At 70.1% G+C, this 22000-nt stretch carries 19 protein-coding genes and 1 tRNA gene; 2 read left to right on the forward strand and 18 right to left on the reverse strand.

Going from position 1 to position 22000, the window contains the following annotated elements:
- Positions 1-4: 4 nt before the first annotated feature.
- The 12 genes from fabZ to rpsB all read right to left on the reverse strand — a co-directional run bounded on the left by fabZ (position 5) and on the right by rpsB (position 11816).
- On the reverse strand, positions 5-445 hold the full coding sequence (gene fabZ, locus FJ694_RS05535) for a 3-hydroxyacyl-ACP dehydratase FabZ (protein WP_157265050.1): 441 nt from the start codon (positions 443-445) through the stop codon (positions 5-7).
- The gene (lpxD, locus tag FJ694_RS05540; RefSeq protein ID WP_157265052.1) at positions 442-1548 is read right to left on the reverse strand and encodes a UDP-3-O-(3-hydroxymyristoyl)glucosamine N-acyltransferase; all 1107 of its coding nucleotides are present in this window, start codon (positions 1546-1548) and stop codon (positions 442-444) included. The genes fabZ and lpxD overlap by 4 nt, the downstream gene beginning before the upstream one ends.
- Positions 1549-1651: 103 nt before the next feature.
- Complete coding sequence (locus FJ694_RS05545) at positions 1652-2161, reverse strand: OmpH/Skp family outer membrane protein (RefSeq protein ID WP_157265054.1); 510 nt, start codon at positions 2159-2161, stop codon at positions 1652-1654.
- Positions 2161-4461, reverse strand: a complete 2301-nt coding sequence (gene bamA, locus FJ694_RS05550) for an outer membrane protein assembly factor BamA (RefSeq protein ID WP_157265056.1) — start codon at positions 4459-4461, stop codon at positions 2161-2163. Before bamA ends, FJ694_RS05545 begins: the two co-directional genes overlap by 1 nt.
- A 12-nt stretch (positions 4462-4473) precedes the next feature.
- Positions 4474-5838 (reverse strand): RIP metalloprotease RseP, encoded by a 1365-nt coding sequence (gene rseP, locus FJ694_RS05555; RefSeq protein WP_157265058.1) that lies wholly within the window; start codon positions 5836-5838, stop codon positions 4474-4476.
- Positions 5835-7028: a 1-deoxy-D-xylulose-5-phosphate reductoisomerase gene (gene ispC, locus FJ694_RS05560; RefSeq protein WP_157265060.1), complete on the reverse strand. Its 1194-nt coding sequence runs from the start codon at positions 7026-7028 to the stop codon at positions 5835-5837. The genes rseP and ispC overlap by 4 nt, the downstream gene beginning before the upstream one ends.
- A gap of 50 nt (positions 7029-7078) precedes the next feature.
- Entirely contained in the window at positions 7079-7903 is an 825-nt protein-coding gene (locus tag FJ694_RS05565; protein WP_157265062.1) for a phosphatidate cytidylyltransferase, read from the reverse strand.
- Between the two features lie 13 nt (positions 7904-7916).
- Entirely contained in the window at positions 7917-8669 is a 753-nt protein-coding gene (uppS, locus tag FJ694_RS05570) for a polyprenyl diphosphate synthase (protein WP_157265064.1), read from the reverse strand.
- Positions 8670-8692: 23 nt separating this feature from the next.
- Positions 8693-9253, reverse strand: coding sequence for a ribosome recycling factor (gene frr, locus FJ694_RS05575; RefSeq protein WP_157265066.1), 561 nt, complete (start codon positions 9251-9253; stop codon positions 8693-8695).
- 12 nt (positions 9254-9265) lie between these two features.
- A complete protein-coding gene (gene pyrH / locus FJ694_RS05580) occupies positions 9266-9976 on the reverse strand; it encodes a UMP kinase (protein ID WP_157265068.1) in 711 nt (236 codons plus the stop codon).
- A gap of 117 nt (positions 9977-10093) precedes the next feature.
- Positions 10094-10990 carry a translation elongation factor Ts gene (gene tsf / locus FJ694_RS05585; RefSeq protein WP_157265070.1) on the reverse strand — a complete coding sequence of 299 codons (897 nt, stop codon included), beginning with the start codon at positions 10988-10990 and terminating at the stop codon, positions 10094-10096.
- Between the two features lie 79 nt (positions 10991-11069).
- Positions 11070-11816, reverse strand: coding sequence for a 30S ribosomal protein S2 (gene rpsB, locus FJ694_RS05590; RefSeq protein ID WP_157265072.1), 747 nt, complete (start codon positions 11814-11816; stop codon positions 11070-11072).
- Between the two features lie 221 nt (positions 11817-12037).
- Here rpsB and FJ694_RS05595 point away from each other — a divergent pair, with 221 nt between their 5' ends.
- The gene (locus FJ694_RS05595; RefSeq protein WP_157265074.1) at positions 12038-13534 is read left to right on the forward strand and encodes an NAD(P)H-hydrate dehydratase; all 1497 of its coding nucleotides are present in this window, start codon (positions 12038-12040) and stop codon (positions 13532-13534) included.
- Between the two features lie 100 nt (positions 13535-13634).
- Here FJ694_RS05595 and rnr read toward each other — a convergent pair whose 3' ends face one another.
- Positions 13635-16076, reverse strand: coding sequence for a ribonuclease R (gene rnr, locus FJ694_RS05600; protein ID WP_157265076.1), 2442 nt, complete (start codon positions 16074-16076; stop codon positions 13635-13637).
- Between the two features lie 82 nt (positions 16077-16158).
- On the opposite strand from rnr, the gene FJ694_RS05605 reads away from it, so the two are divergent.
- A tRNA-Leu gene (locus FJ694_RS05605) sits at positions 16159-16243 on the forward strand.
- A 347-nt stretch (positions 16244-16590) separates the two neighbouring features.
- Here the strand turns inward: FJ694_RS05605 and FJ694_RS05610 are convergent.
- From FJ694_RS05610 to hflK, 5 genes are all read right to left on the reverse strand, one after another.
- Entirely contained in the window at positions 16591-17112 is a 522-nt protein-coding gene (locus FJ694_RS05610) for a phosphoribosyltransferase (RefSeq protein ID WP_157265078.1), read from the reverse strand.
- A 32-nt stretch (positions 17113-17144) separates the two neighbouring features.
- Positions 17145-18479, reverse strand: a complete 1335-nt coding sequence (locus FJ694_RS05615; protein WP_232539910.1) for an adenylosuccinate synthase — start codon at positions 18477-18479, stop codon at positions 17145-17147.
- Positions 18480-18519: 40 nt separating this feature from the next.
- On the reverse strand, positions 18520-19677 hold the full coding sequence (locus FJ694_RS05620; RefSeq protein ID WP_157265082.1) for an ATP phosphoribosyltransferase regulatory subunit: 1158 nt from the start codon (positions 19675-19677) through the stop codon (positions 18520-18522).
- Positions 19678-19814: 137 nt separating this feature from the next.
- A complete protein-coding gene (hflC, locus tag FJ694_RS05625) occupies positions 19815-20723 on the reverse strand; it encodes a protease modulator HflC (protein ID WP_157265084.1) in 909 nt (302 codons plus the stop codon).
- Positions 20724-20750: 27 nt separating this feature from the next.
- Positions 20751-21950, reverse strand: coding sequence for an FtsH protease activity modulator HflK (gene hflK, locus FJ694_RS05630; RefSeq protein WP_232539914.1), 1200 nt, complete (start codon positions 21948-21950; stop codon positions 20751-20753).
- Between the last annotated feature and the right edge of the window lie 50 nt (positions 21951-22000).

Here is a 22000-nt window from a genome sequence, read left to right on the forward strand (position 1 = left end):
CGCGTCAGGCGATCTTGCGGATCGTGCACATGAGCTGCGCCTCGGCGGCGAGCTCGCCGTCGACCAGCGCGCGCGCGCTGAACTTGGCGATGCCGGCCTTCATGCGCTCCAGCGTCACGTCCAGGTGCAGCTGGTCGCCGGGCTCGACCGGGCGCTTGAAGCGCGCGCCGTCGATGCCGACGAAGTAGTAGACCGTGTTGGCGTCGGGCTCGGTGTCGTCGGTGGCGAAGGCCAGCAGCGCCGAGGCCTGGGCCAGCGCTTCCATGATCAGCACGCCCGGCATCACCGGCCGGTGCGGGAAGTGGCCGACGAAGAAGGGCTCGTTGATGGTGACGTTCTTGAGCGCGACGATGCGCTTGCCCTTCTCGACCTCCAGCACCCGGTCCACGAGCAGGATCGGGTAGCGGTGGGGCAGCTTCTTGAGGATCTGGTGGATGTCCATCATGGTTCTTTGTGTTCGGGGGTCTGGGGGCTCTCGGCCGCGGCGCTGGGGGTGGTGCCCGGCACGGGGTCCGGCCTCTTTGCCAGCGCCTTCTCAAGAGCCTTCACGCGCTCGCGCAGCGGGTGCAGCTGGCGCAGCGTGGCCGCGTTCTTTTCCCAGCTGGCATTGTCGTCGAAGGGAAAGGAGCCGCTGTAGCGGCCCGGCTGGCGCACCGAGCGCGTGACCAGCGTGCAGGCCGAGATGTGCACGTGGTCCACCAGCTCGATGTGGCCCACGAGGCTGGAGGCGCCGGCAATCGTGCAGTGGCGCCCGATGCGCGTGCTGCCGGCAATGGCCACGCAGCCGGCGATGGCCGTGTGCGCGCCGATGTGCACGTTGTGCGCGACCTGGATCAGGTTGTCGAGCTTGACGCCGTCCTCGATGACGGTGTCGCCCAGGGCGCCGCGGTCGATGCAGGTGTTGGCGCCGATCTCGACGTCGTCGCCGATGCGCACGGCGCCGAGCTGCTCGATCTTTTCCCAGCGGCCCTGGTGCGGCGCGAAGCCGAAGCCGTCGGCGCCGATGACCGCGCCGCCGTGCACGATGCCGCGCGCGCCCAGCGTGCAGCCGTCGCCCAGCACCGCGCGCGGCGCCAGGCGCGAGCCGGCGCCCACGCGCGCGCCGCGGCCGACGCAGGCCTGCGCGCCGATCACGGCACCCGCTTCCACCACCGCGCCGGCGCCCACGAAGGCCAGCGCCTCCACGCGCGCGCTCGGGTCGATGTGCGCCCCCTCCTCCACCACCGCGGCCGGGTGCACGCCGGCGGGCAAAGCCGGGCGCGTGCGCGCCGCCCACCACTGCGTCAGCCGCGCGAAGTAGAGGTACGGGTCGGGCGTGACCAGCGCCGCGCCGCGCGCGGCGGCGGCCTCGCCCAAGGCCGGCGCCACGATCACGCAGCCCGCGCGCGTGCTCTGCAGCTGCGCGCGGTAGCGCGGATTGGCCAGGAAGCTGATGTGCGCGGGCGTCGCGTCCTCGAGCGGCGCGATGGCCTCGATGCGGATGGCCGCATCGCCCAGCAGCTCGCCGCCGAGCGCGGCCGCGATGTCCGAGAGCGTGACGCTGCTCATGGTTGAGGGCTCATCCATGCGGTTTGAAATGGCAGCGGCCGCCCTGCAAGGGGCGGCCGCGGGAGTCGATGCCGGTGCCGCGAGGCGCCGGCGGCCTCAAGCGTTACTTGCCGGCGTTGAGCGCGTCGATCACCTTCTTGGTGATGTCCACGCGCGGACCGGCGAAGACGACCTCCTGCAGGATCAGGTCGTACTTTTCCTGGTCGAAGATCTGCTTGATGACCTTGTTGGCGCGCTCGACGACGGAGGCCAGCTCCTCGTTCTTGCGCTGGTTCAGGTCTTCCTGGAACTCGCGGCGCCGGCGCTGGAAGTCGCGGTCCTGCTCGACCAGATCGCGCTGGCGCCGCGTGCGCTCGGCCTCGGCCAGCGTCGGGGCGTCCTTCTCCAGCCGGTCGGAGGCCGCCTTCAGCCGCGCGGCCATGTCGGAGAGCTCCTTCTCGCGCTTGCCGAACTCGGCTTCGAGCTTGCTCTGCGCCGCCTTGGCCGGCGTCGCCTCGCGCAGCACGCGCTCGCTGTTGACGTAGCCGATCTTCAATTCCTGGGCCTGCGCAGCCACGCCGGCAGCCGCCAGCGCCGCGGCCAGGACCAGCGACTTCAATCCACCCTTGTTCATCAAAACGCAGTCCCGATCTGGAATTGGAAACGCTGGATTCTATCCGCCGGCTGCTTGCGCACCGGCGTGCCCACGCTGAGCTTGAGCGGGCCCACCGGCGACAGCCAGCTCAGGCCGATGCCCACGGAGGCACGCAGGTCGTCGACCGTCATCTTCTCGTCCTCGCCCCAGACGTTGCCCGCGTCCATGAAGCCGAACAGCCGCAGCGTCTTGTCGTTGCCCGAGCCGGGCACCGGCACGTAGAGCTCGGCGTTGAGGTTGAGCTTGCGGTTGCCGCCCAGGTACGCGCCGGTGGGGTCCACCACGCCCAGCGAGCTCTGGTCGAAGCCGCGCACCGAGCCCAGGCCGCCGCCGTAGAAGTTCTTGAACACCGGGTACAGCCGCCCGCCCAGGCCCTTGCCCCAGCCGAGCTCGCCGTTGAGGCCCAGCGTGAAGCGCGTGCCCAGGGCCACGTACTGCTGCAGCTGGAAGTTGCTGCGCACGTAGCGCGCGTCGCCGCCGGGCGAGACCTCGACGTTGATGCGCTGGTAGCGCCCGCGCGTGGGCACCAGCGCGCTGTCGCGCTGGTCGCGCGCCCAGCCCACCGTCAGCGGGATCGACACGGCCGTGTCGCCGAAGCGCTCGCGGTACACGAAGTAGGCGTTGGGCAGCGCGCTGCCGCGGATCTCGGTGCGCTCGGCGCCGATGCCGAAGAACACCGTGTCGTACTCGGAGAACGGCACGCCGAAGCGGATCGCGGCGCCGGGCGTGATGAGCTTGTAGTCCTCGCCCTGGCTGTTGATGGGACGGCTGGTGCGGTAGTACACGTCCAACGCGCGCGAGATGCCATCGATGGTGAAGTACGGATCCACCGTGGACAGCACCATTTGGCGGTTGTAGCGGCTGGTGTTGAGCTCCACGCCCAGGTAGTTGCCGCTGCCGAACACGTTTTCCTGGCGCACGGAGCCCGACAGCGTGAGCTTCTCGGCGCTGGAGAAGCCCGCGCCCAGCATCAGGTTGCCGGTGGGCTTCTCGGCCACGTTGACGGTGAGGTCCACCTGGTCGAGCGCGCCGGGCACCTCCTCGGTGTCCACCGCCACTTCCTTGAAGTAGCCCAGCCGGTCCACGCGGTCGCGCGAGAGCTTGATGCGCTGCCCGTCGTACCACGAGGACTCGAACTGCCGGAACTCGCGCCGGATCACCTCGTCGCGCGTGCGCGTGTTGCCCGCGACGTTGATGCGGCGCACGTAGACGCGGCGCTGCGGCTCGGCCGCCAGCACCACCGCCACCTGGCCGTTGGCGCGGTCGATCTCGGGGCGCGACTCCACGCGCGCGAAGGCATAGCCGTAGAAGCCGAAGCGCTCGGTGAACTGGCGCACCGTCTCGGCCACGTCCTCGCTGCGGTAGGGCTCGCCGGGCTTGATCCTGACCAGCGAGCGGAATTCGTCTTCCTTGCCCAGCAGGTCGCCCTCCAGCCGCACGCCGGTGACGGTGTAGGGCTGGCCCTCGCGGATGTTGATCGTGATCGAGATCTCCTGCTTGTCCGGCGAGATCGTGACCTGCGTGGACTCGACGTTGAACTCGAGGTAGCCGCGGTTGGTGTAGTAGGCGCGCAGCGTCTCCAGGTCGGCGTTGAGCTTGGCGCGCGAGTAGCGGTCGGTCTTGGTGTACCAGGTCAGCCAGCCGCTGGTGGTCTGCTCCAGCAACCCGCGCAGCGTGCCCTCGGAGAAGGCCCGGGCGCCGACGATGCGGATGTCCTTGATGCGCGCCGTCTCGCCCTCGACGATGGTGAAGGTGACGTTGACACGGTTGCGCTCCTGCGGCGTGATCGTCGTGACGACCTCGGCGCCGTAGAGGCTGCGCGAGAGGTACTGGCGCTTGATCTCCTGCTCGGCGCGGTCCACCGTGGCGCGGTCGAAGGGCAGGCCCTCGCCGATGCCCGCGGATTTCAGCGACTTCGTCAGCGTGTCCTGGTCGAACTCCTTGAGGCCCACGAAGTTGACATTGGCAATGATCGAGCGCTCATCGACCACGACCACCACCACGTCGCCATCGACCTCGATGCGCACGTCGCGGAACAGCCCGGTGGCGAAGAGCGCGCGCAGCGCCGCGGCGCCCTTCTCGTCGCTGTAGGTGTCACCGATGCGAAAGGGCAGCGCTGCGAACACCGTGCCCGGATCGGTGCGCTGCAGGCCCTCGATGCGGATGTCCTTCAGCACGAAAGGCTCGGCCGCCAGCGCGGGCAAGGCGCAGGCAGCGGCCACCACCGCCACGCTGGCCGCCACGGGGCGCAGCGGGCTCACAGAAAAGGGAAACAGCATCGAATGCGCGCGTCATTGCTGGCCCAGCAGGCGGGCCAGATCGTTGGACAGGGCAAGGGACATCAGCAGCAGCAGGATCAGCGCGCCGCCACGCTGCAGCCATTTCAGCCACAGCTCGGAGACCGGGCGTCCGGTCAATCCCTCGAAAAGATAATACATGAGGTGTCCGCCATCGAGCATCGGCAGCGGCAGGAGGTTGAGCACCCCCAGGCTCACGCTCACCAGCGCCAGGAAGCCCAGGTAGTAGGTCAGACCCTGGTGCACGGACTGGCCGGCAAAGTCGGCAATCGTCAACGGCCCGGAAATGTTCTTGAGCGAGGCCTCGCCGATGAGCATCTTGCCCATCATCTGCAGCGTCAGCGCCGACACCTCCCAGGTGCGCTGCAGGCCCTGCGCCAGCCCGTCGAGCGGGCCGCGGCGCACCAGCACCGTCTCGGGCGCGCCGCCGACGAAGGCATCGACGCGGCCGATGGCGCGCTGCCCTTCGCCGAAGAGGCGCGGCTGCACCACGAGCTCCAGCGCCTGGCCGCGGCGCTCCACCTGCCAGCGCATGGGCTGCGGCTGCTGGCCGCCGCGTCCGCTGGCGGCGATGCGCTCGCGCAGCGTGGCCGCGTCCGCCACCGGCACGCCGTCCACGCGCAGCACCCGGTCGCCGGCCTGCAGCCCGGCGCGCGCCGCCGGGCCGCCGCTCCTGACCTCGCCCAGCACCGGCTCGCTGTACGGCGCGCCCAGGCCGATGCGCTGCATCAGCGCCGCATCGACCTCCTGCCCGGACAGGCCCTGCAGCTCCAGCACCAGTGTGCGCGAGCCATGGCCCCGGGCATCGCTGGCCATGAGCTGCAACCGCTCGCTTGCAAGCACCGCCTGCGTGACCTGCCAGCGCAGATCGGTGATCGACTCGACGTCCTGCCACTCGGTGCCGTCGCGCGAGACGGCGCGCACCCAGTCGCCCGCGCGCATGCCCGCGCGCTCGGCCAGGCTGCCCGCCGCCGGCGCGCCCAGCACCGGCTTGGCCTCCTGCGTGCCGATCCAGCTGGCCGCGGCATACAGCAGCACCGCCAGCAGCAGGTTGGCCGCGGGGCCGGCTGCCACGATGGCCGAGCGCTGCCACAGCGGCTTGGTGTTGAAGGCCTGATGGCGCTCGTGCGGCGCCACCGGCGTCTCGCGCTCGTCGAGCATGCGCACGTAGCCGCCCAGCGGCAGCAGCGACACGGCGAACTCGGTGTCGCCCTTCTGGCGCCGCCACAGCACCTTGCCGAAGCCCACCGAGAAGCGCAGCACCTTGACGCCGCAGGCACGCGCCACGCGGTAGTGCCCCCACTCGTGCACCACCACCAGCACGCCCAGCGTCAGCAGGAACGACAGCAGCGTGCTCATCGCGCCAGCCCCGCCACGAACTGCCGCGCCTGCGCGCGGGCGCGCTCGTCGAGCGCCAGCAGCTCGTCCAGCGCCGGCTGCGCGCCCAGCTGCGGCAGCACGCGCTCGATCGTGGCGGCATTGACGCGGTGGATGTCCATGAAGCCGATGCGCCCGTCGAGGAAGGCGGCCACCGCTTCCTCGTTGGCGGCGTTGAGCACGGCGGTGGCGCCCTGCGGCCCGGCCAGCGCCTCCCAGGCCAGCTGCAGTCCGGGAAAGCGCCGCGCGTCGGGCGGCTCGAAGGTCAGCGCCGACAGCTGCGTGAAGTCCAGCAGCTCGGCGCCCGACTCGATGCGCTGCGGATGCGCCAGCCCCACGGCGATGGGCACGCGCATGTCGGGCGTGCCCAGTTGCGCCAGCACCGAGCGGTCGCGGCACACGACCATCGAGTGGATGATGCTCTGCGGGTGGATGACGACGCGGATCTGCTCGGGCGCCAGGTCGAACAGCCAGCGTGCCTCGATCACTTCCAGCGCCTTGTTCATCATGGTCGCGGAGTCCACCGAGATCTTGCGCCCCATGACCCAGTTCGGATGCGCGCAGGCCTGCTCCGGCGTGACGGCCGCCAGCGTGGCCGGGTCGCGGTGCCGGAACGGCCCGCCGGAAGCCGTGAGCACGATGTGGTCGATGCGCGCGGCCCACTCGGCGCGGTCGTCGGGCAGGCACTGGAAGATGGCCGAGTGCTCGCTGTCGATGGGCAGCAGCGTGGCGCCGCCGGCGCGCACCGCGTCCATGAACAGCTGCCCGCCCACCACCAGCGCCTCCTTGTTGGCCAGCAGCAACCGCTTGCCCGCGCGCGCCGCGGCCAGGCACGGCGCCAGGCCTGCGGCGCCGACGATGGCGGCCATCACCGCGTCCACCTCGGGATGCGCGGCCAGCTCGCACAGCGCCGCAGGGCCGCTGAGCACCTCGGTGGCGCTGCCGGCCTCGCCCAGCAGCGCGCGCAGCCGGCGCGCCCCGGCCTCGTCGGCCACCGCGGCAAAGCGCGGGCGCCAGCGCAGGCACTGCGCCGTGAGTTCTTCGATGCGCTGGTGCGCGCTCAGCGCGAACACCTCGTAGCGATCGGGATGGCGCGCCACCACGTCCAGGGTGCTGGTGCCGATGGAGCCGGTGGCGCCCAGGATCGTGAGCCGCTGCTTGGTGCAAGTCATGGGGATGAGTTTCCGGGGAAGCCAGCGCGCGTGCGTACGGTGCGCCCTGTTCAGAGCGCGGCCAGGGCCAGCGCGATGGGGAACACCGGCAGCAGCGCGTCGATGCGGTCGAGCACGCCGCCGTGGCCGGGCAGCAGCGCACTGCTGTCCTTGGCGCCGGCCGCACGCTTGACCAGCGACTCGAACAGATCGCCCACCACGCTCATGGCCACCAGCAGCAGCACGCCCGCCACCAGCAGCGCCGGGCCGTGCGCGGCCACCAGCCGGCCGTAGAGGCTGCTGCGCTCGGTGTCGAGCGCCAGCCACACCAGCGCCAGCACCAGCACGCCGATCAGGCCGCTGACGGCACCTTCCCAGCTCTTGCCCGGGCTGATCGCCGGCGCCAGCTTGCGCCGGCCGAAACGACGGCCGCCGAAGTAGGCCGCGCTGTCGGCCATCCACACCAGGCAGAAGACCGAGAGGATGAAGTTCAGGCCCAGCGCACGCGCCTGCGCCAGCGCCAGCCAGGCCAGCCACAGCAGCACCAGGCCCAGCACGCCGCGCAGCGCGCGCGGCAGGCGCGGCCAGCCGGCCACGCCGGCGCGCAGCGCCAGCGCGCCGCCCAGCACCCAGGCCAGGGCCGCGAGCGCCCAGCCGGCCGTGGGCGGACGCTGCGTCCAGCCGGCGGCCAGCGCCGCGCCGCAGGCCGCGGCCAGCGCCACGCCCAGCGCCACGGCCGGGCCGCCGGCAGTGCCGTTCAGGCGCATCCACTCCCAGCCCGCGGCGCCGATGAAGGCCAGCGTCAGCAGCGCGAACCAGCGCGCGTCGCTCGCCAGCAGCGCCGGGATCAACAGGCCCAGCAGGACCAGCGCCGTGATCACGCGCTGCTTGAGCATGGCAAGCCTTTCCTCAGGCGCGCAGCGCCTGCGGCGCCGCGTCGGGCACGCCGCCGAAGCGGCGCTCACGCGCCGCATAGGCCTGCAGCGCGGCATCGAGCTCGGCCTCGCCGAACTCCGGCCACAGGCAGTCGCTGAACACCAGCTCCGAGTAGGCCGCCTGCCACAGCAGGAAGTTGCTGATGCGCATCTCGCCGCCGGTGCGGATGAACAGGTCGGGATCGGGCGCATGGCTCAGCGCCATGAGCTGGTTGAGCCGGGCCTCGTCGAGTTCCTCGGGGTGCAAGCCCAGCGCCAGCGCGCGGCGGCAGGCCTGCACGATGTCCCAGCGCCCGCCGTAGTTAAAGGCCACCGACAGCGTGATGCGCCGGTTGTGGGCCGTGGCCGTCTCCACCTGCTGCCAGGCCGCGCGCACGCGCTCGGAGACGGCCGTGCGGTCCCCCACGATGTGGATGCGCACGCCTTCCTTCTGCAGCTTGGCCAGGTACTTGGACACCGCCACCAGCACCAGGTTCATCAGCCCGGAAACCTCGTCGCTGGGACGCTTCCAGTTTTCCGAGGAGAAGGCGAAGACGGTGAGGTACTCGATGCCGCGGTCGGCGCAGGCCTGCACCACGCGCACCAGCGCGTCCACGCCGTGCTTGTGGCCGAAGATGCGCGGCATGAAACGGCGCTTGGCCCAGCGGCCGTTGCCGTCCATGACGATGGCGACGTGGCGCGGCAATCGCGCGCCGCCCTGGCTGTGGTGCTCGCTCGCAGGCTGCATCGGCGGGACGCGGCTGCGCGCGCTCAGACCGCGAGGATCTCGGCTTCCTTGGCCGCGACAAGCTTGTCGATCTCGGCCACGGTGCGGTCGGTGAGCTTCTGCATCTCGTCGAGGCTGCGGCGCTCCTCGTCCTCGGTGATGGCCTTGTCCTTGAGCAGCCGCTTGGCGTGCTCGTTGGCGTCGCGGCGCAGGTTGCGCACGGCCACCTTGGCGTCCTCGCCGGCGTGGCGCACCACCTTGGTCAGCTCCTTGCGGCGCTCCTCGGTCAGCGCGGGCATGGGCACGCGCAGCAGGTCGCCCTGCGAGGACGGGTTGAGGCCCAGGTCCGATTCGCGGATGGCCTTCTCGATCTTGCTGCCCATGCCCTTTTCCCAGGGCTGGACGCTGATGGTGCGCGCGTCGAGCAGGCTGACGTTGGCCACCTGGCTCAGCGGCACCATCGAGCCGTAGTACTCGACGTGCACCTGGTCGAGCAGGCCCGGGTGGGCGCGGCCCGTGCGCACCTTCTGCAGATCCTGCTTGAAGGCGTCGATGGTCTTGGCCATTTTCTGTTCGGCCGTCTTGCGGATGTCGGCGATGCTCATCGATAGCTCCTCTTACACATGCACCAGCGTGCCCTCGTCCTCGCCCTGCACCACGCGCTTGAGCGCGCCGGGCTTGAAGATCGAGAACACCTTGATCGGCAGCTTCTGGTCGCGGCACAGCGCGAAAGCGGTGGCGTCGAGCACCTGCAGGTTGCGCATGATGGCCTCGTCGAAGCTGATCTGCGCGTAGCGCGTGGCGTCGGGGTCCTTCTTCGGGTCGGCGCTGTAGACGCCGTCGACCTTGGTGGCCTTGAGCATCACCTCGGCACCGATCTCCGCGCCGCGCAGTGCGGCGGCCGTGTCGGTGGTGAAGAAGGGGTTGCCCGTGCCGGCGGCGAACACCACCACCTTGCCCTCTTCGAGGTACTGCAGCGCTTTCGGGCGCACGTAGGGCTCGACCACCTGCTCGATGTTGATGGCCGACATCACGCGCGCGGTCATGCCTTCCTGGCGCATCGTGTCGGCCAGGGCCAGGGAGTTCATCACGGTGGCGAGCATGCCCATGTAGTCGGCCGTGGCACGGTCCATGCCCACGCTGCCGCCGGCCACGCCGCGGAAGATGTTGCCTCCGCCTATGACCACCGCCACCTCGCAGCCCAGCTGCGTCACCTCCTGGATTTCGCGCACCATGCGCACGATGGTGGCGCGGTTGATGCCGTAGGCGTCGTCGCCCATCAGGGCTTCGCCCGAAAGTTTCAGCAGGATGCGCTTGTAGGCCGGCATGCGGCGGTTCTCCCTGGGGAAATGAAGTCGGGGTGAGTTTTGCGGGGCCACCCCGAAAGCAGCCCCGGCACCCACCGGTGCGTTGACCTCAACGCGCGGCGGGTGCGGCGGGCCGACTTACTGGCCCTTGGCAGCGGCGACCTGCGCGGCCACCTCGGCGGCGAAGTCGTCGGCCTTCTTCTCGATGCCCTCGCCCACGACGTACAGCGTGAAGCCCTTCACCGTGGTCTGCTTGTCCTTGAGCATCGCGCCCACGGTCTGCTTGCCGTCAGCGGCCTTGACGAAGACCTGGTCGAGCAGCGAGACCTCCTTGAGGAACTTCTGCACCGAGCCTTCGACCATCTTGGCCACGATCTCGGCCGGCTTGCCGCTCTCGGCGGCCTTCTCGGCGGCGATCTTGCGCTCCTTCTCGACCAGCTCGGCCGAGACCTCGGCGCCGGACAGCGCCGCGGGCTTCATGGCCGCAACGTGCATGGCCACGTCCTTGGCCGCCACGTCGTCGCCCTCGAACTCGACGATCACGCCGATGCGCGTGCCGTGCAGGTACGAGGCCAGCTTGCCGCCGTTTTCGTAGCGCTTGAAGCGGCGGATCGACATGTTCTCGCCGATCTTGCCGATCAGGCCCTTGCGCACGTCTTCCACCGTCGGGCCGAAGCCGTCCTGCTCCAGCGGCAGCGCGCCGATGGCGTCCACGTCGGCCGGGTTGTGCTGGGCGATCAGCTCGGCAATGCTCTTGGCCAGGGCCAGGAACGAGTCGTTCTTGGTGACGAAGTCGGTCTCGCAGTTGACTTCAACCAGCGCGCCCGTGGTGCCGTTGACGGCCGCGGCCACGACACCCTCGGCGGTGATGCGCGAGGCGGCCTTGCCGGCCTTGTTGCCGAGCTTGACGCGCAGGATCTCCTCAGCGCGGTCCAGGTCGCCGTCGGCCTCGGTCAGGGCCTTCTTGCACTCCATCATCGGCGCGTCGGTCTTGGCACGCAGCGCGGCGACCATGCTTGCGGTAATTGCGGGCATTTGAATCTCCGTTTGGGTGTGAAAAGGGGGCTGAAAGCAGCCCCCTTCGTCAGGCCGGTCTCATCCGGCGCTTGACGGGTCAGGCCTCGGCCTGGACCTCGACGAATTCGCCGTCGGCGCCGGACACGGCCTGCACCAGATCGTTGGTGGCGTTGGCCTTGCCTTCGAGCACCGCATCAGCCACGGCACGGGCGTACAGCGCCACGGCCTTGGCCGAGTCGTCATTGCCCGGGATGACGTAGTCGATGCCGTCGGGCGAGTGGTTCGTGTCCACCACGCCCACCACCGGGATGCCCAGCTTCTTGGCCTCGGCGATGGCGATCTTGTGATAGCCCACGTCGATCACGAACAGCGCGTCGGGCAGCGCCGTCAGATCGCCGATGCCGCCGATGTCCTTTTCCAGCTTGGCGATCTCGCGCTGGAACATCAGCGCTTCCTTCTTGATCGAGGGCTGGGTGCCGGCCTCGACCTGGGCCTGCATGTCCTTGAGCTTCTTCAGCGAGCCCTTGACCGTCTTGAAGTTGGTCAGCATGCCGCCGAGCCAGCGCTGGTCGACGAAGGGCATGCCGCAACGCTCGGCTTCCTGCGCGACGATGTCGCGGGCCTGGCGCTTGGTGCCGACCATCAGGATCGTGCCGCGCTTGGACGACAGGTTGCGCACGAACTTCATCGCTTCCTCGAACAGCGGCTGCGTCTTCTCGAGGTTGATGATGTGGATCTTGTTGCGATGGCCGTAGATGTACGGGGCCATCTTGGGGTTCCAGAAGCGCGTTTGGTGGCCGAAGTGGACACCGGCTTCCAGCATTTCACGCATGCTGACAGACATGGAATAGCTCCAGAAGGTTGGGTCTTGAGGCCGGCGTGAATCCCTGCACAGGTGCTTCAAGACCTGGAGGAACACCTTGGACCGCCGGCATCGCGAGTCGCTTTTCACCGCCGCGCCGGCCACCATGGCCGGCTGGGGAAAAACCCGAAGATTGTAGCACCCCCCGCCGCCCCGCCCCGCCGTTGCCCCCCTGTGCGGCTTGGGCTAGCCTGCGCCGCGCCATGCAGCCCATCACCCTCCCCGACCAGAACCTTCCCCTGCACGACCTCGGCGCAACGCGGCGCCTGGAGCAGCGTGCCCTCGCAGCCGTGCCGCCAGGCACGTTGGTGGCGCGCGCCGGCCTGGCCACGGCGCGGCTGGCGCTGGCGCTGGCGCCGCACGCCCACGGCTGCTGGGTGCTGGCCGGTCCGGGCCACAACGGCGCCGACGCGCTGGAGGCCGCCGCGCACCTGGCACGCGCCGGCCGCGCCGTGACGGCCAGCGTCTTCGCCGCGGATGCGACCCGGCTGGTGGCGGCGGCCGCGCAGTCGCTGCAGCGCGCGCGTGACGCCGGTGCCGACATCTGCTGGAACGACCCGTCGCCGCCGCCGGGCTGCGCGCTGGCGCTCGACGGCCTGCTGGGCATCGGCGCCGCCCGCGCCATCGAAGGCGTCATGGCCCAGGCAGTGCACGCCTTCAACGCGGTCCGGGGGGTACGGCTGGCGGTGGACGTGCCCTCGGGCCTGGACGCCGGTACCGGCGCCATCGCGGGCAGCGCCGTGGCGCAAGCCACCGACACGCTGACCATGCTCAACCTCAAGACCGGCCTGTTCACCGGCGCCGGCCGTGCCCATTGCGGCCGGCTCTGGCTGGCACCGTTGGAGGTGCAGGATGACGAGGCCCCGCAGGCCTGGCTGGCTGGTCGTGCATTGAGGGATGCCGCCCGCGCGCCGCGCGGCCATGCCCAGCACAAGGGCAGCTACGGCGACGTGCTGGTCATCGGCGGCGCGCCGGGCATGCACGGTGCGGCGCTGCTGGCTGCGCGCGCCGCCCTGTCCGCCGGCGCCGGGCGCGTCTACCTGGGCCTGCTCGACGACGTGCCGCTGCTGGATGCGACCCGGCCCGAGCTCATGCAGCGCCAGGCGCTGTGGCTGGCCGGCGCCGAGCGCCTGGGCAGCGCCACGGTGCTGTGTGGCTGTGGTGGCGGCCAGGCCGTGGCGGCGGCAACGCCGCCGCTGCTGGAACAGGCCGCGCGCCTGGTGCTCGACGCCGATGGCCTCAACGCCGTGGCGGCCGATGACACCCTGGCGCAGGCGCTGCGCGCGCGGGCAGGCCGTGGCCAGGCCACGGTGCTGACACCGCATCCGCTGGAGGCGGCGCGGCTGCTGGGCTGCACCGCGGCGCAGGTACAGGCCGACCGCCTTGCGGCTGCGCAGCGCCTGGCCGAAGCCTTCGGCGCCGTCGTCGTCCTCAAGGGCTCGGGCAGCGTGGTCGCAGCTCCCGGCGCGCTGCCGTTGGTGAACTTCACCGGCAATGCGGCGCTGGCGAGCCCCGGCACCGGTGACGTGCTCGCCGGCTGGCTTGCCGGCCAGTGGAGCACGCAGGCCGGCAGCGAAACGCCGCTGCAGGCGCTGGCGGCCGCCGGCGTCCAACTGCACGGCGCCGCGGCCGATGCCCATGTGCTGAACGGACCGCTGCTGGCGCTGGACCTGGTCGAGGTCATGCGCCGGCTGGCCTGACACGGCACAGCGCTGCGTCCGCCGGACCCTCCGGCCAAGGAACGCTGCCAAGCATGGCGCAGCGGCTCATGGCCCGTTTCAGACCATTGGGCGGTACAGCTCAGCCCCGCGCCTTGCTTTTGCGGGCAGTGCCCGTCTTCTTGGCGGCCGACTTGGCGGCCGCGCTCTTGCGCGCCGCACTCTTGCGGGCGCCGGTCTTGCGCGCGGTGCGCGCCGCGGCCTTGTGGGCGCGGCTTTCCTCCTGCAGCGCCTGGAGCTGCTCCACGGCCGAGACGGGCTCGTCGCCCGCCTCGGACGCCGCGCCTTCGACCTGCGGCACGGCCCGGCCGGAACCGGGCGGCAGGCCGGCATGCGGCCGGTCCACCGGCGGCGTGTCTGCCGAAGGCATGTCGGCTTCGCCCGGGCCGGCAAACGTGGCCGCCCCGGCGCCGCGCGCGGCCTCGCCGCCCTTGCGGCCACGGCGCCCGCCGCGCTGGCGCGGCTCGTTCTCTACCGCCTTGCCCTGCACGCCGCGGCGGCCCGTCACGCGCAGCTCGGCGCCCTCCTGCACCAGGCGGAAGTCGATGCGGCGGCCGTCCAGGTCCACGCGGCTGACCTGCACCCGCACGCGCGAGCCCACCACGTAGCGCACACCGGTGCGCTCGCCGCGCAGTTCCTGACGCGCCTCGTCGTAGCGGTAGTACTCGCCGCCAAGCTCGGTGATGTGCACCAGCCCTTCGACGTAGAGTGCGTCCAGCGTCACGAACAGCCCGAAGCTGGTGACGGCAGTGACGGCGCCGCTGAATTCCTCGCCCAGGCGGTCGCGCATGTAGCGGCACTTGAGCCAGGCCTCGACATCGCGCGAGGCCTCGTCGGCGCGACGTTCGTTGGCGCTGCAATGCGCACCGGCGCCTTCCCAAAGCTCCAGCTCCTGCGATGCCGACGGCGCCCGGGCCTGCTTGCCGCCCGCACGGCCCTTGGACACCTCCTCCAGCGCGCCGCTGGCGAACCGGTAGCGCTTGCCGGCCAGCAGCGCCTTGATGACGCGGTGTACCAGCAGGTCCGGATAGCGCCGGATCGGGCTGGTGAAGTGGGTATAGGCCTCGTAGGCCAGGCCGAAGTGGCCGGAATTGGTGGCGGTGTAGATGGCCTGCTGCATCGAGCGCAGCAGCATGGTGTGGATCTGCTGCGCGTCGGGCCGGTCCTTGGTGGCGGCGGCGATGGCGGCAAACTCGCCGGGCGTGGGCTCGTCGCTGACGCTGAGCCCGAGCCCCATGGCGCGCAGGTAGTTCTGCAGCGTCACGCGCTTCTCCGGCGTGGGGCCTTCGTGCACCCGGTACAGCGCCGGGTGCTTGTGCTCGCCGATGAAGCCGGCGGCGCAGACGTTGGCTGCCAGCATCGCTTCCTCGATCAGCCGGTGCGCCTCGGTGCGCACGCGCGGCACGATCTTCTCGATGCGCCCCTGGGCGTCGCAGACGATCTGCGTCTCGGTGGTGTCGAAGTCCACCGCGCCGCGGTTGCCGCGGTGCTTGAGCAGCGCTCGGTACACCTCGTGCAGATGCAGCAGGTACGGCACCAGTTCGGCACGGCGCGCCGCCTCGGGCCCGCGCGTGTTGGACAAGATCGCCGCCACCTCGGTGTAGGTCAGCCGCGCATGCGAGCAGATCACGGCCGGGAAGAACTGGTAGGCGTGCACCTCGCCGTCCTCGCGCACGAGCATGTCGCACACCATGGACAGCCGCTCCTGCAGCGGGTTGAGCGAGCACAGGCCGTTGGAGAGCTTCTCCGGCAGCATCGGGATGACGCGCCTCGGGAAGTACACCGACGTGGCGCGCTCGTAGGCATCGTCATCGAGCGCGTCGCCGGGCTTGACGTAGTGGCTTACGTCGGCGATGGCCACCACCAGGCGCCAGCCCTTGAAGGCGCTCTTGCCGCAGCCGCTGGCATGCGGCTCGCAGTACACCGCGTCGTCGAAGTCGCGCGCGTCCTCGCCGTCGATGGTCACCAGCGGCACGTCGGTGAGGTCGATGCGGTGGCGACGATCAGCCGGGCGCAGCTTGTCGGGCAGCGCCGCGGCCTGCGCCAGCGTCTCGGGCGAGAAGCGGTGCGGCACCTCGTACTTGCGCACCGCGATCTCTATTTCCATGCCCGGGTCGTCGATCTCGCCCAGCACCTCGGTCACGCGCCCCACGGGCTGCGAGTACATCGAGGGCTCCTCGGTGAGCTCGATGGCCACGACCTGCCCGGCCGTGGCGCTGCCCGTGGCGTTCTTGGGGATCAGGATGTCGTGCCCGTAGCGCTTGTCCTCGGGAGCCACCAGCCACACGCCGTTCTCATGCAGCAACCGCCCGATGATGGGCGTGCGCCGGCGCTCCAGGATCTCCAGCACCCGCCCTTCGGGCCGCCCCTTGCGGTCGTAGCGCACGATGCGCACGCGCACCCGGTCGCGGTGCAACACCGAGCGCATCTCCTGCGGCGAGAGATACACGTCGCCATCGCCCTCGCGCAGCACGAAGCCGTGCCCGTCGCGATGGCCCTGCACGATGCCCTCGACTTCGCTCATGAGCGCTGCGCCGGGAGCAGAGTTTGCGTTCTGTTTTGTTTTGATGATAGAATTTCCAGCTGTTTTCGAAGACGGAAACAAAGCCCAGGTGGCGGAATTGGTAGACGCACTAGTTTCAGGTACTAGCGGGTAACTCCGTGGAGGTTCGAGTCCTCTCCTGGGCACCAAACTCATCATAAAGGCCGGCGCGATGCGCCGGCCTTTTTCATTGGCGGATCGTGCCTTGATCGAGCATGGGTTGATCGTTGACGGTCAGGGCATCGCGACAGCAATGCCGACGCACCTGCGGCTTCGCTTGCCCAACCCGGCAACAGCGCCCATAAATGCCGAAAGTGCAAGCTGCAAGCTGCAAGCTGCAGTTGCCCGCGCAACCGCAGCAATCGACGTGCCCTGCCACCCGCCCCGAAGCCGCCGCTGAACCTGCTGCGCCACACGTACAAAAGGCCTGCAATGCAGGCCTTTTTTGCAGATGTGGCTGCGCGCGGGCAGCACGGGCGCTGGGCGCCTTGCGGCCTTAAACCGCGAACTTGCGCGCCAGTCCGTCCGGGCGCAGGTTGTCGTACTCCTCGAAGGGCTGGTGGATCCACGGACTCGTGGGCAGCAACTCGACGTAATAGTCCGGCGTGTAGCAGGACACGCCCTTGGTCCAGATCACGGCCGAGCGCAGTTCCTTGATCGCCGGGATGCCGCGCAGCCGCTCCACCACGGCCTGCAGCGTCACGCCGGAGTCCGCCAAATCGTCCACCAGCAGCACGCGGCCGGCGAGCTCGCCCTTGGGCATGGTGATGTACTTGGCCATGTCGAGCCGGCCTTGCAGCGTGCCGCCCTCGTCGCGGTAGGAGCTGGTGGACATGATGGCCAGCGGCTTGTCGAACACGCGCGAGAGCACGTCGCCCGGGCGCAGGCCGCCGCGCGCCAGGCACAGGATCTGGTCGAACTCCCAGTTCGACGCCGCCACCTTCAGCGCCAGGCGCTCGGTGAGCAGGTGGTATTCGTCCCAGGAGACGTAGAGGTGCTTGCCGTCGTCGGTGAGCATGTCGGTCCTTGATTGCGGTACTGCTTCGGGATTCAGCGCTGGTATGGATGGCGCAGCACGATGGTGTGCTCGCGGTCCGGGCCGGTGGAGACCATGTCGATGGGCGCGCCAATGAGCGCCTCCACGCGCTGCAGGTACGCGCGGGCGTTCTCCGGCAGCTTGTCCCAGGCGGTCACGCCAAAGGTCGTCTCGCTCCAGCCGGGGAAGCTCTCGTACACCGGCACGCAGGCGGCGATGTCGTCGGCGTCCAGCGGCAGGATGTCCACGCGCTGGCCATGCAGCTCGTAGCCGGTGCAGACCTTGATTTCCTGCAGCCCGTCGAGCACGTCGAGCTTGGTCACGCACAGGCCCGAGATGCCGTTGATGATCACCGAGCGCTTGAGCGCCGCCGCGTCGAGCCAGCCGCAGCGCCGTGCTCGGCCCGTGACCGTGCCGCGCTCCTGGCCCACGGTGGAGAGGTGGTGGCCGACGCTGCCTTCCTCGTCGATGGGCAGCTCGGTCGGGAACGGGCCCGAGCCCACGCGCGTGGTGTAGGCCTTGGTGATGCCGAGGATGTAATGCAGCTGGTCCGGCCCGACGCCCGCACCCGCGGCGGCGTTGCCGGCCACGCAGTTGCTGGAGGTGACATACGGATAGGTGCCGTGGTCGATGTCCAGCAGCGTGCCCTGCGCGCCTTCGAACAGGATGTTGGCGCCCGCGGCATTGGCGGCGTGCACGCGGTAGCCCACGTCGGCCATCATGGGCTTGAGCACCTCGGCCAGCTTCATGGCCTGGTCGAAGATGGGCTGGAACTCCAGCGTCTGACCCTTCAGGTGGCCGGCCAGCGCCTCGTTGTGCAGCGCCAGCAACTCGCGCAGCTTCTTCTCGAAGCGCTCGGGATGCTTGAGGTCCTGCACGCGCAGGGCGCGGCGCGCGACCTTGTCCTCGTAAGCCGGGCCGATGCCCTTGCCAGTGGTGCCGATCTTGCCACTGCCGCTGCTTTCGCGCCGTGCCTCGCGGGCACGGTCCACCTCGACGTGGAAAGGCAGGATCAGCGGGCAGGACTCGCTGATGTACAGCCGCGAGCGCACGTCCAGCCCTGCCTTCTCCAGCCGCTCGATCTCCGACAGCAGGTGCGCCGGATCGACCACCACGCCGTTGCCGATGTAGCAGGCCACGCCGTCTCGCATGATCCCGGACGGGATCAGCTGCAGCGCCGTCTTCACGCCCTTGATCACCAGCGTGTGGCCGGCGTTGTGCCCGCCCTGGAAGCGCACCACGCCTTGCGCATGGTCGGTGAGCCAGTCCACGACCTTGCCCTTGCCTTCGTCGCCCCACTGGGTGCCGACCACGACCACGTTGCGCCCGCGCACGGCGGAAGGATTCACTTGTGCCATCTTGACTTGCGTTGATTGGTGCGCGCGGCCCTCACAGGACCCGCAGCACCCATTGACCATCGACCTCGACCAGTTCGCGGTCGCAATCGAACTCCTGCCCCTCGTGCTCGTGCCCCGGCAGTACGCACAGCACGGTCTCGCCCTGGCGGCGCAGGCTGCGCACCGCGTCGCGCAGCGCCTGGCCCTCGCCCCACGGCGCGCGCACGGCGCACCGCGCCGGCGCCGGCGCGATGCGCTCGGCCAACGCCTTGAGGTCCAGGCTGAAACCCACGGCGGGACGGTTGCGGCCAAACACCGCGCCGACCTCGTCATAGCGGCCGCCGCGCACCAGCGCGTCGCTGGCGCCAGCGCCGTAGATGGCGAAGCGCGCGCCGCTGTAGTAGGCATGCGCACCGGTGTCGCCCAGGTCAAAGCCCAGCCGTACCTGCTCATGCGTGCGCTGCACGTGATGCGCCAGCCAAGCCAGGTCCTCCAGCGCGGCACGGATGCCGGGCAGGTCGGGCAGCTGCCTGCGCGCCGCTTCCAGCACTTCGGCGCCGCCGTAGAGATGCGCCAGCGCGCGCAGTCCGCGCGCAGCGGACTCCGGCAGGCCGCCGGTGAGCGCAGCCAGCGCCGCGGTGTCCTTGCGCGCCAGCGCGGCAGCAACGTCTTCGTGGCGCGAGCGCTCCACCCCCTGCAGCAGCGCGCGCAGGATGCGCGCGTCACCCAGGTCCAGCACGGGCGCGTCGACGCCGGCGGCACGCAGCCCGTCCAGCGCCAACTCCACAACTTCCAGGTCGGCTTCAAGCCCAGCGTGGCCGTAGATCTCGGCGCCGAACTGCAGCGGCTCGCGCGTGGCGCGCGGGCCCGCCGGGCGGGTGTGCAGCACCGGGCCGCAGTAGCACAGGCGCGTCACGCCGGCGCGGTTGAGCAGGTGGGCGTCGATGCGCGCAACTTGCGGCGTGGTGTCGGCGCGCACGCCCAGCGTGCGACCGCTGAGCTGGTCGATGAGCTTGAAGGTCTGCAGGTCCAGCGCATGGCCGGTGCCCGAGAGCAGCGACTCCAGGTACTCCAGCAGTGGCGGCATCACGAGCTCGAAGCCGTAGCTGCGCGCCATGTCCAGCAGACCCCGACGCAGCTCCTCGATGCGCCGCGCCTCGGAAGGCAGCACATCGGCGATGTGCTCAGGCAGCAGCCAGGCAGAGGACATGGAAAACGAGCGGGGGATTAAAAACGGGATTGTACCCAGCGCCGCGCGCGCGCCTGCCGCTTGCCTCTTCGGCGCCAGGACAAGGCGGCCGGACATGCCGGCCGCCGCCCTTCATCGCCGCAGCGGTTTCAACGCCATCAGCGGCGCGCGGGGGCAGCCGCCGCCGGCGCGGCGGTCGCGCCGCCGGAGCCGCGCAGCGCGCGGAAGAAGTCGCTGGACGGGTCCAGCACCATCACGTCGCTCTTTTGCCGGAAGCTGGCACGGTACGCCTCCAGGCTGCGGTAGAACTGCGCGAACTGCGGATCGCGTCCGAAGGCATCGGCGTACAGCGCCGAGGCTTGAGCATCGCCCTCGCCCTTGATCTTCTGGGCGTCGCGGTAGGCCTCGGCCACGATCACTTCGCGCTGCCGGTCGGCGTCGGCGCGGATGCGCTCGCCCTCGGCCGCGCCGGTGGAGCGCAGCTCGTTGGCCACCTGCTTGCGCTCGGACTCCATGCGCCGGTAGACCGCGTCGGTGATGTCGGCCACGAAGTCCACGCGCTTGACGCGAACGTCCACGATCTCCACGCCGAAAGCCTTGGCGTCGTCGGTAAGGCGCTGGCGCACGTCGTTCATCACGCGCTCGCGCTCGGTGGCCAGCACGCCGCTGACGCTGCGCCGCGTCACTTCCTCGTTGAAGGCCGCCTGCACCACGGGTGCGAGGCGGTTTTCGAGGTTGCGCAGGTCGGTGCCGTTGTTGCGGATGAACTGGCGCGGCTCGGAAATGCGCCACTTCACCAGCCAGTCGATCACAAGGCTCTTCTTCTCGGCGGTGAAGATGGGCCTCGATTCCGGACTGTCCAGCGTCTGGATGCGCCGGTCCAGGAACACGACGTTCTGGAACGGCGGCGGCAATTTCACCTTCAGTCCAGGCGTGGTGATGACTTCCTTGATCTCACCCAGCGCGTACACCACCGCCACTTGGCGCTGGTCGACGATGAACAGGGTCGAGGCCGCCAGCATCAGCGCGATGAGCGCGCTGGCCACGATGAGTCCAATGCGGTTCATTGTGTTGTCGTCTCTTTCCTGCCGCCGTCAGCGGCTTTCGCGTTCGCGGCCGCGGGCGTTTTCGCGCGAGCGCACATCGGCCACGTTGCCCGCGGGGCTGGCGCCTTCCGGGGTGGGGGTATTCGAGGCTGCCGGCGGCGACACTGCGGTGGGCGCGCCGGAGCCAGTCTGCTGCACCAGCTTGTCCAGCGGCAGGTACAGCAGGTTCGAGCCGTTGCGGCTGTCCACGAGCACCTTGCTGACGTTGTTGAACACCTGCTGCATGGTTTCGATGTAGAGGCGGTCGCGCGTGACGCCGGGCGCCTTCTGGTACTCGGTCAGCACCGAGCGGAAGCGCTGCGCATCGCCCTCGGCCTGCGCCACGACGCGCGCGCGATAGGCCTCGGCCTCCTGGCGCAGCCGCGCCGACGTGCCTTGCGCTTTCGGGATCACGTCGCTGGCGTAGGCCTGGCCCTCGTTCTTGAAGCGGTCACGGTCGGCGCCAGCCTTGACCGCGTCGTTGAACGCCGCCTGCACCTGCTCGGGCACCTGCACGCTGCCCATGTTGACGTTGGCCACGACGATGCCGGCGTTGAGCCGGTCGAGCTGGCCCTGGATCGACTTCACCAGGTCCTGGGCCACCGCGTCGCGCTGCTCGTACAGCACCGAATCGACCTTGCTGCGCCCCACGATCTCGCGCACCGCCGACTCCGCCGCCTGCACCACCGCCTCGTCAGGATTGCGGTTCTCGAACAGGTAGGCGCGCGCGTCCTTGAGCCGGTACTGCACCGTGAAGCGGATGTCCACGATGTTCTCGTCCTGCGTGAGCATTGACGAGTCGCGCAGCCCCGTGGCCTGCACCACGGTGTTGCGCCCGACCTCCACCGAGCGCAGCTGCGTCACCGGCACCGTCTCGTGCGCCTGGAACGGGTACGGAAAGCGCCACTGGATGCCGGCGTCGGCCGTGTAGGCGTAGCGCCCGAAAGAGGTCACCACTGCCTGGTGGCCTTCCTGCACGATGAACACACCGCTGCCCAGCCAGATCAGCAGCACCACGCCGGCAATGAGCCCGGCGCCGATGCCCGCACTTTTCATGTCGGGCTGGAACGACGGGCCGCCGCCACCGTCGCCGCCGCCACTGGGCCCCGGGCGGCCCGGCTTGCCGCCAAACAGGTTGGAGAGCTTGCGGTTGAAGTCGCGCCAGAGCTCGTCGAGATCGGGCGGCCCGTCGTTGCGGCCATTGCTCATCAGAAGCGGCCGCGCCAGGCGCCGCAGCAGCGCCTGCGCGGCGCCGGCCA

The sequence above is a fragment of the Azohydromonas aeria genome (assembly GCF_009760915.1).
In the GTDB taxonomy this organism is placed as follows: Bacteria; Pseudomonadota; Gammaproteobacteria; order Burkholderiales; family Burkholderiaceae_C; genus Azohydromonas; species Azohydromonas aeria.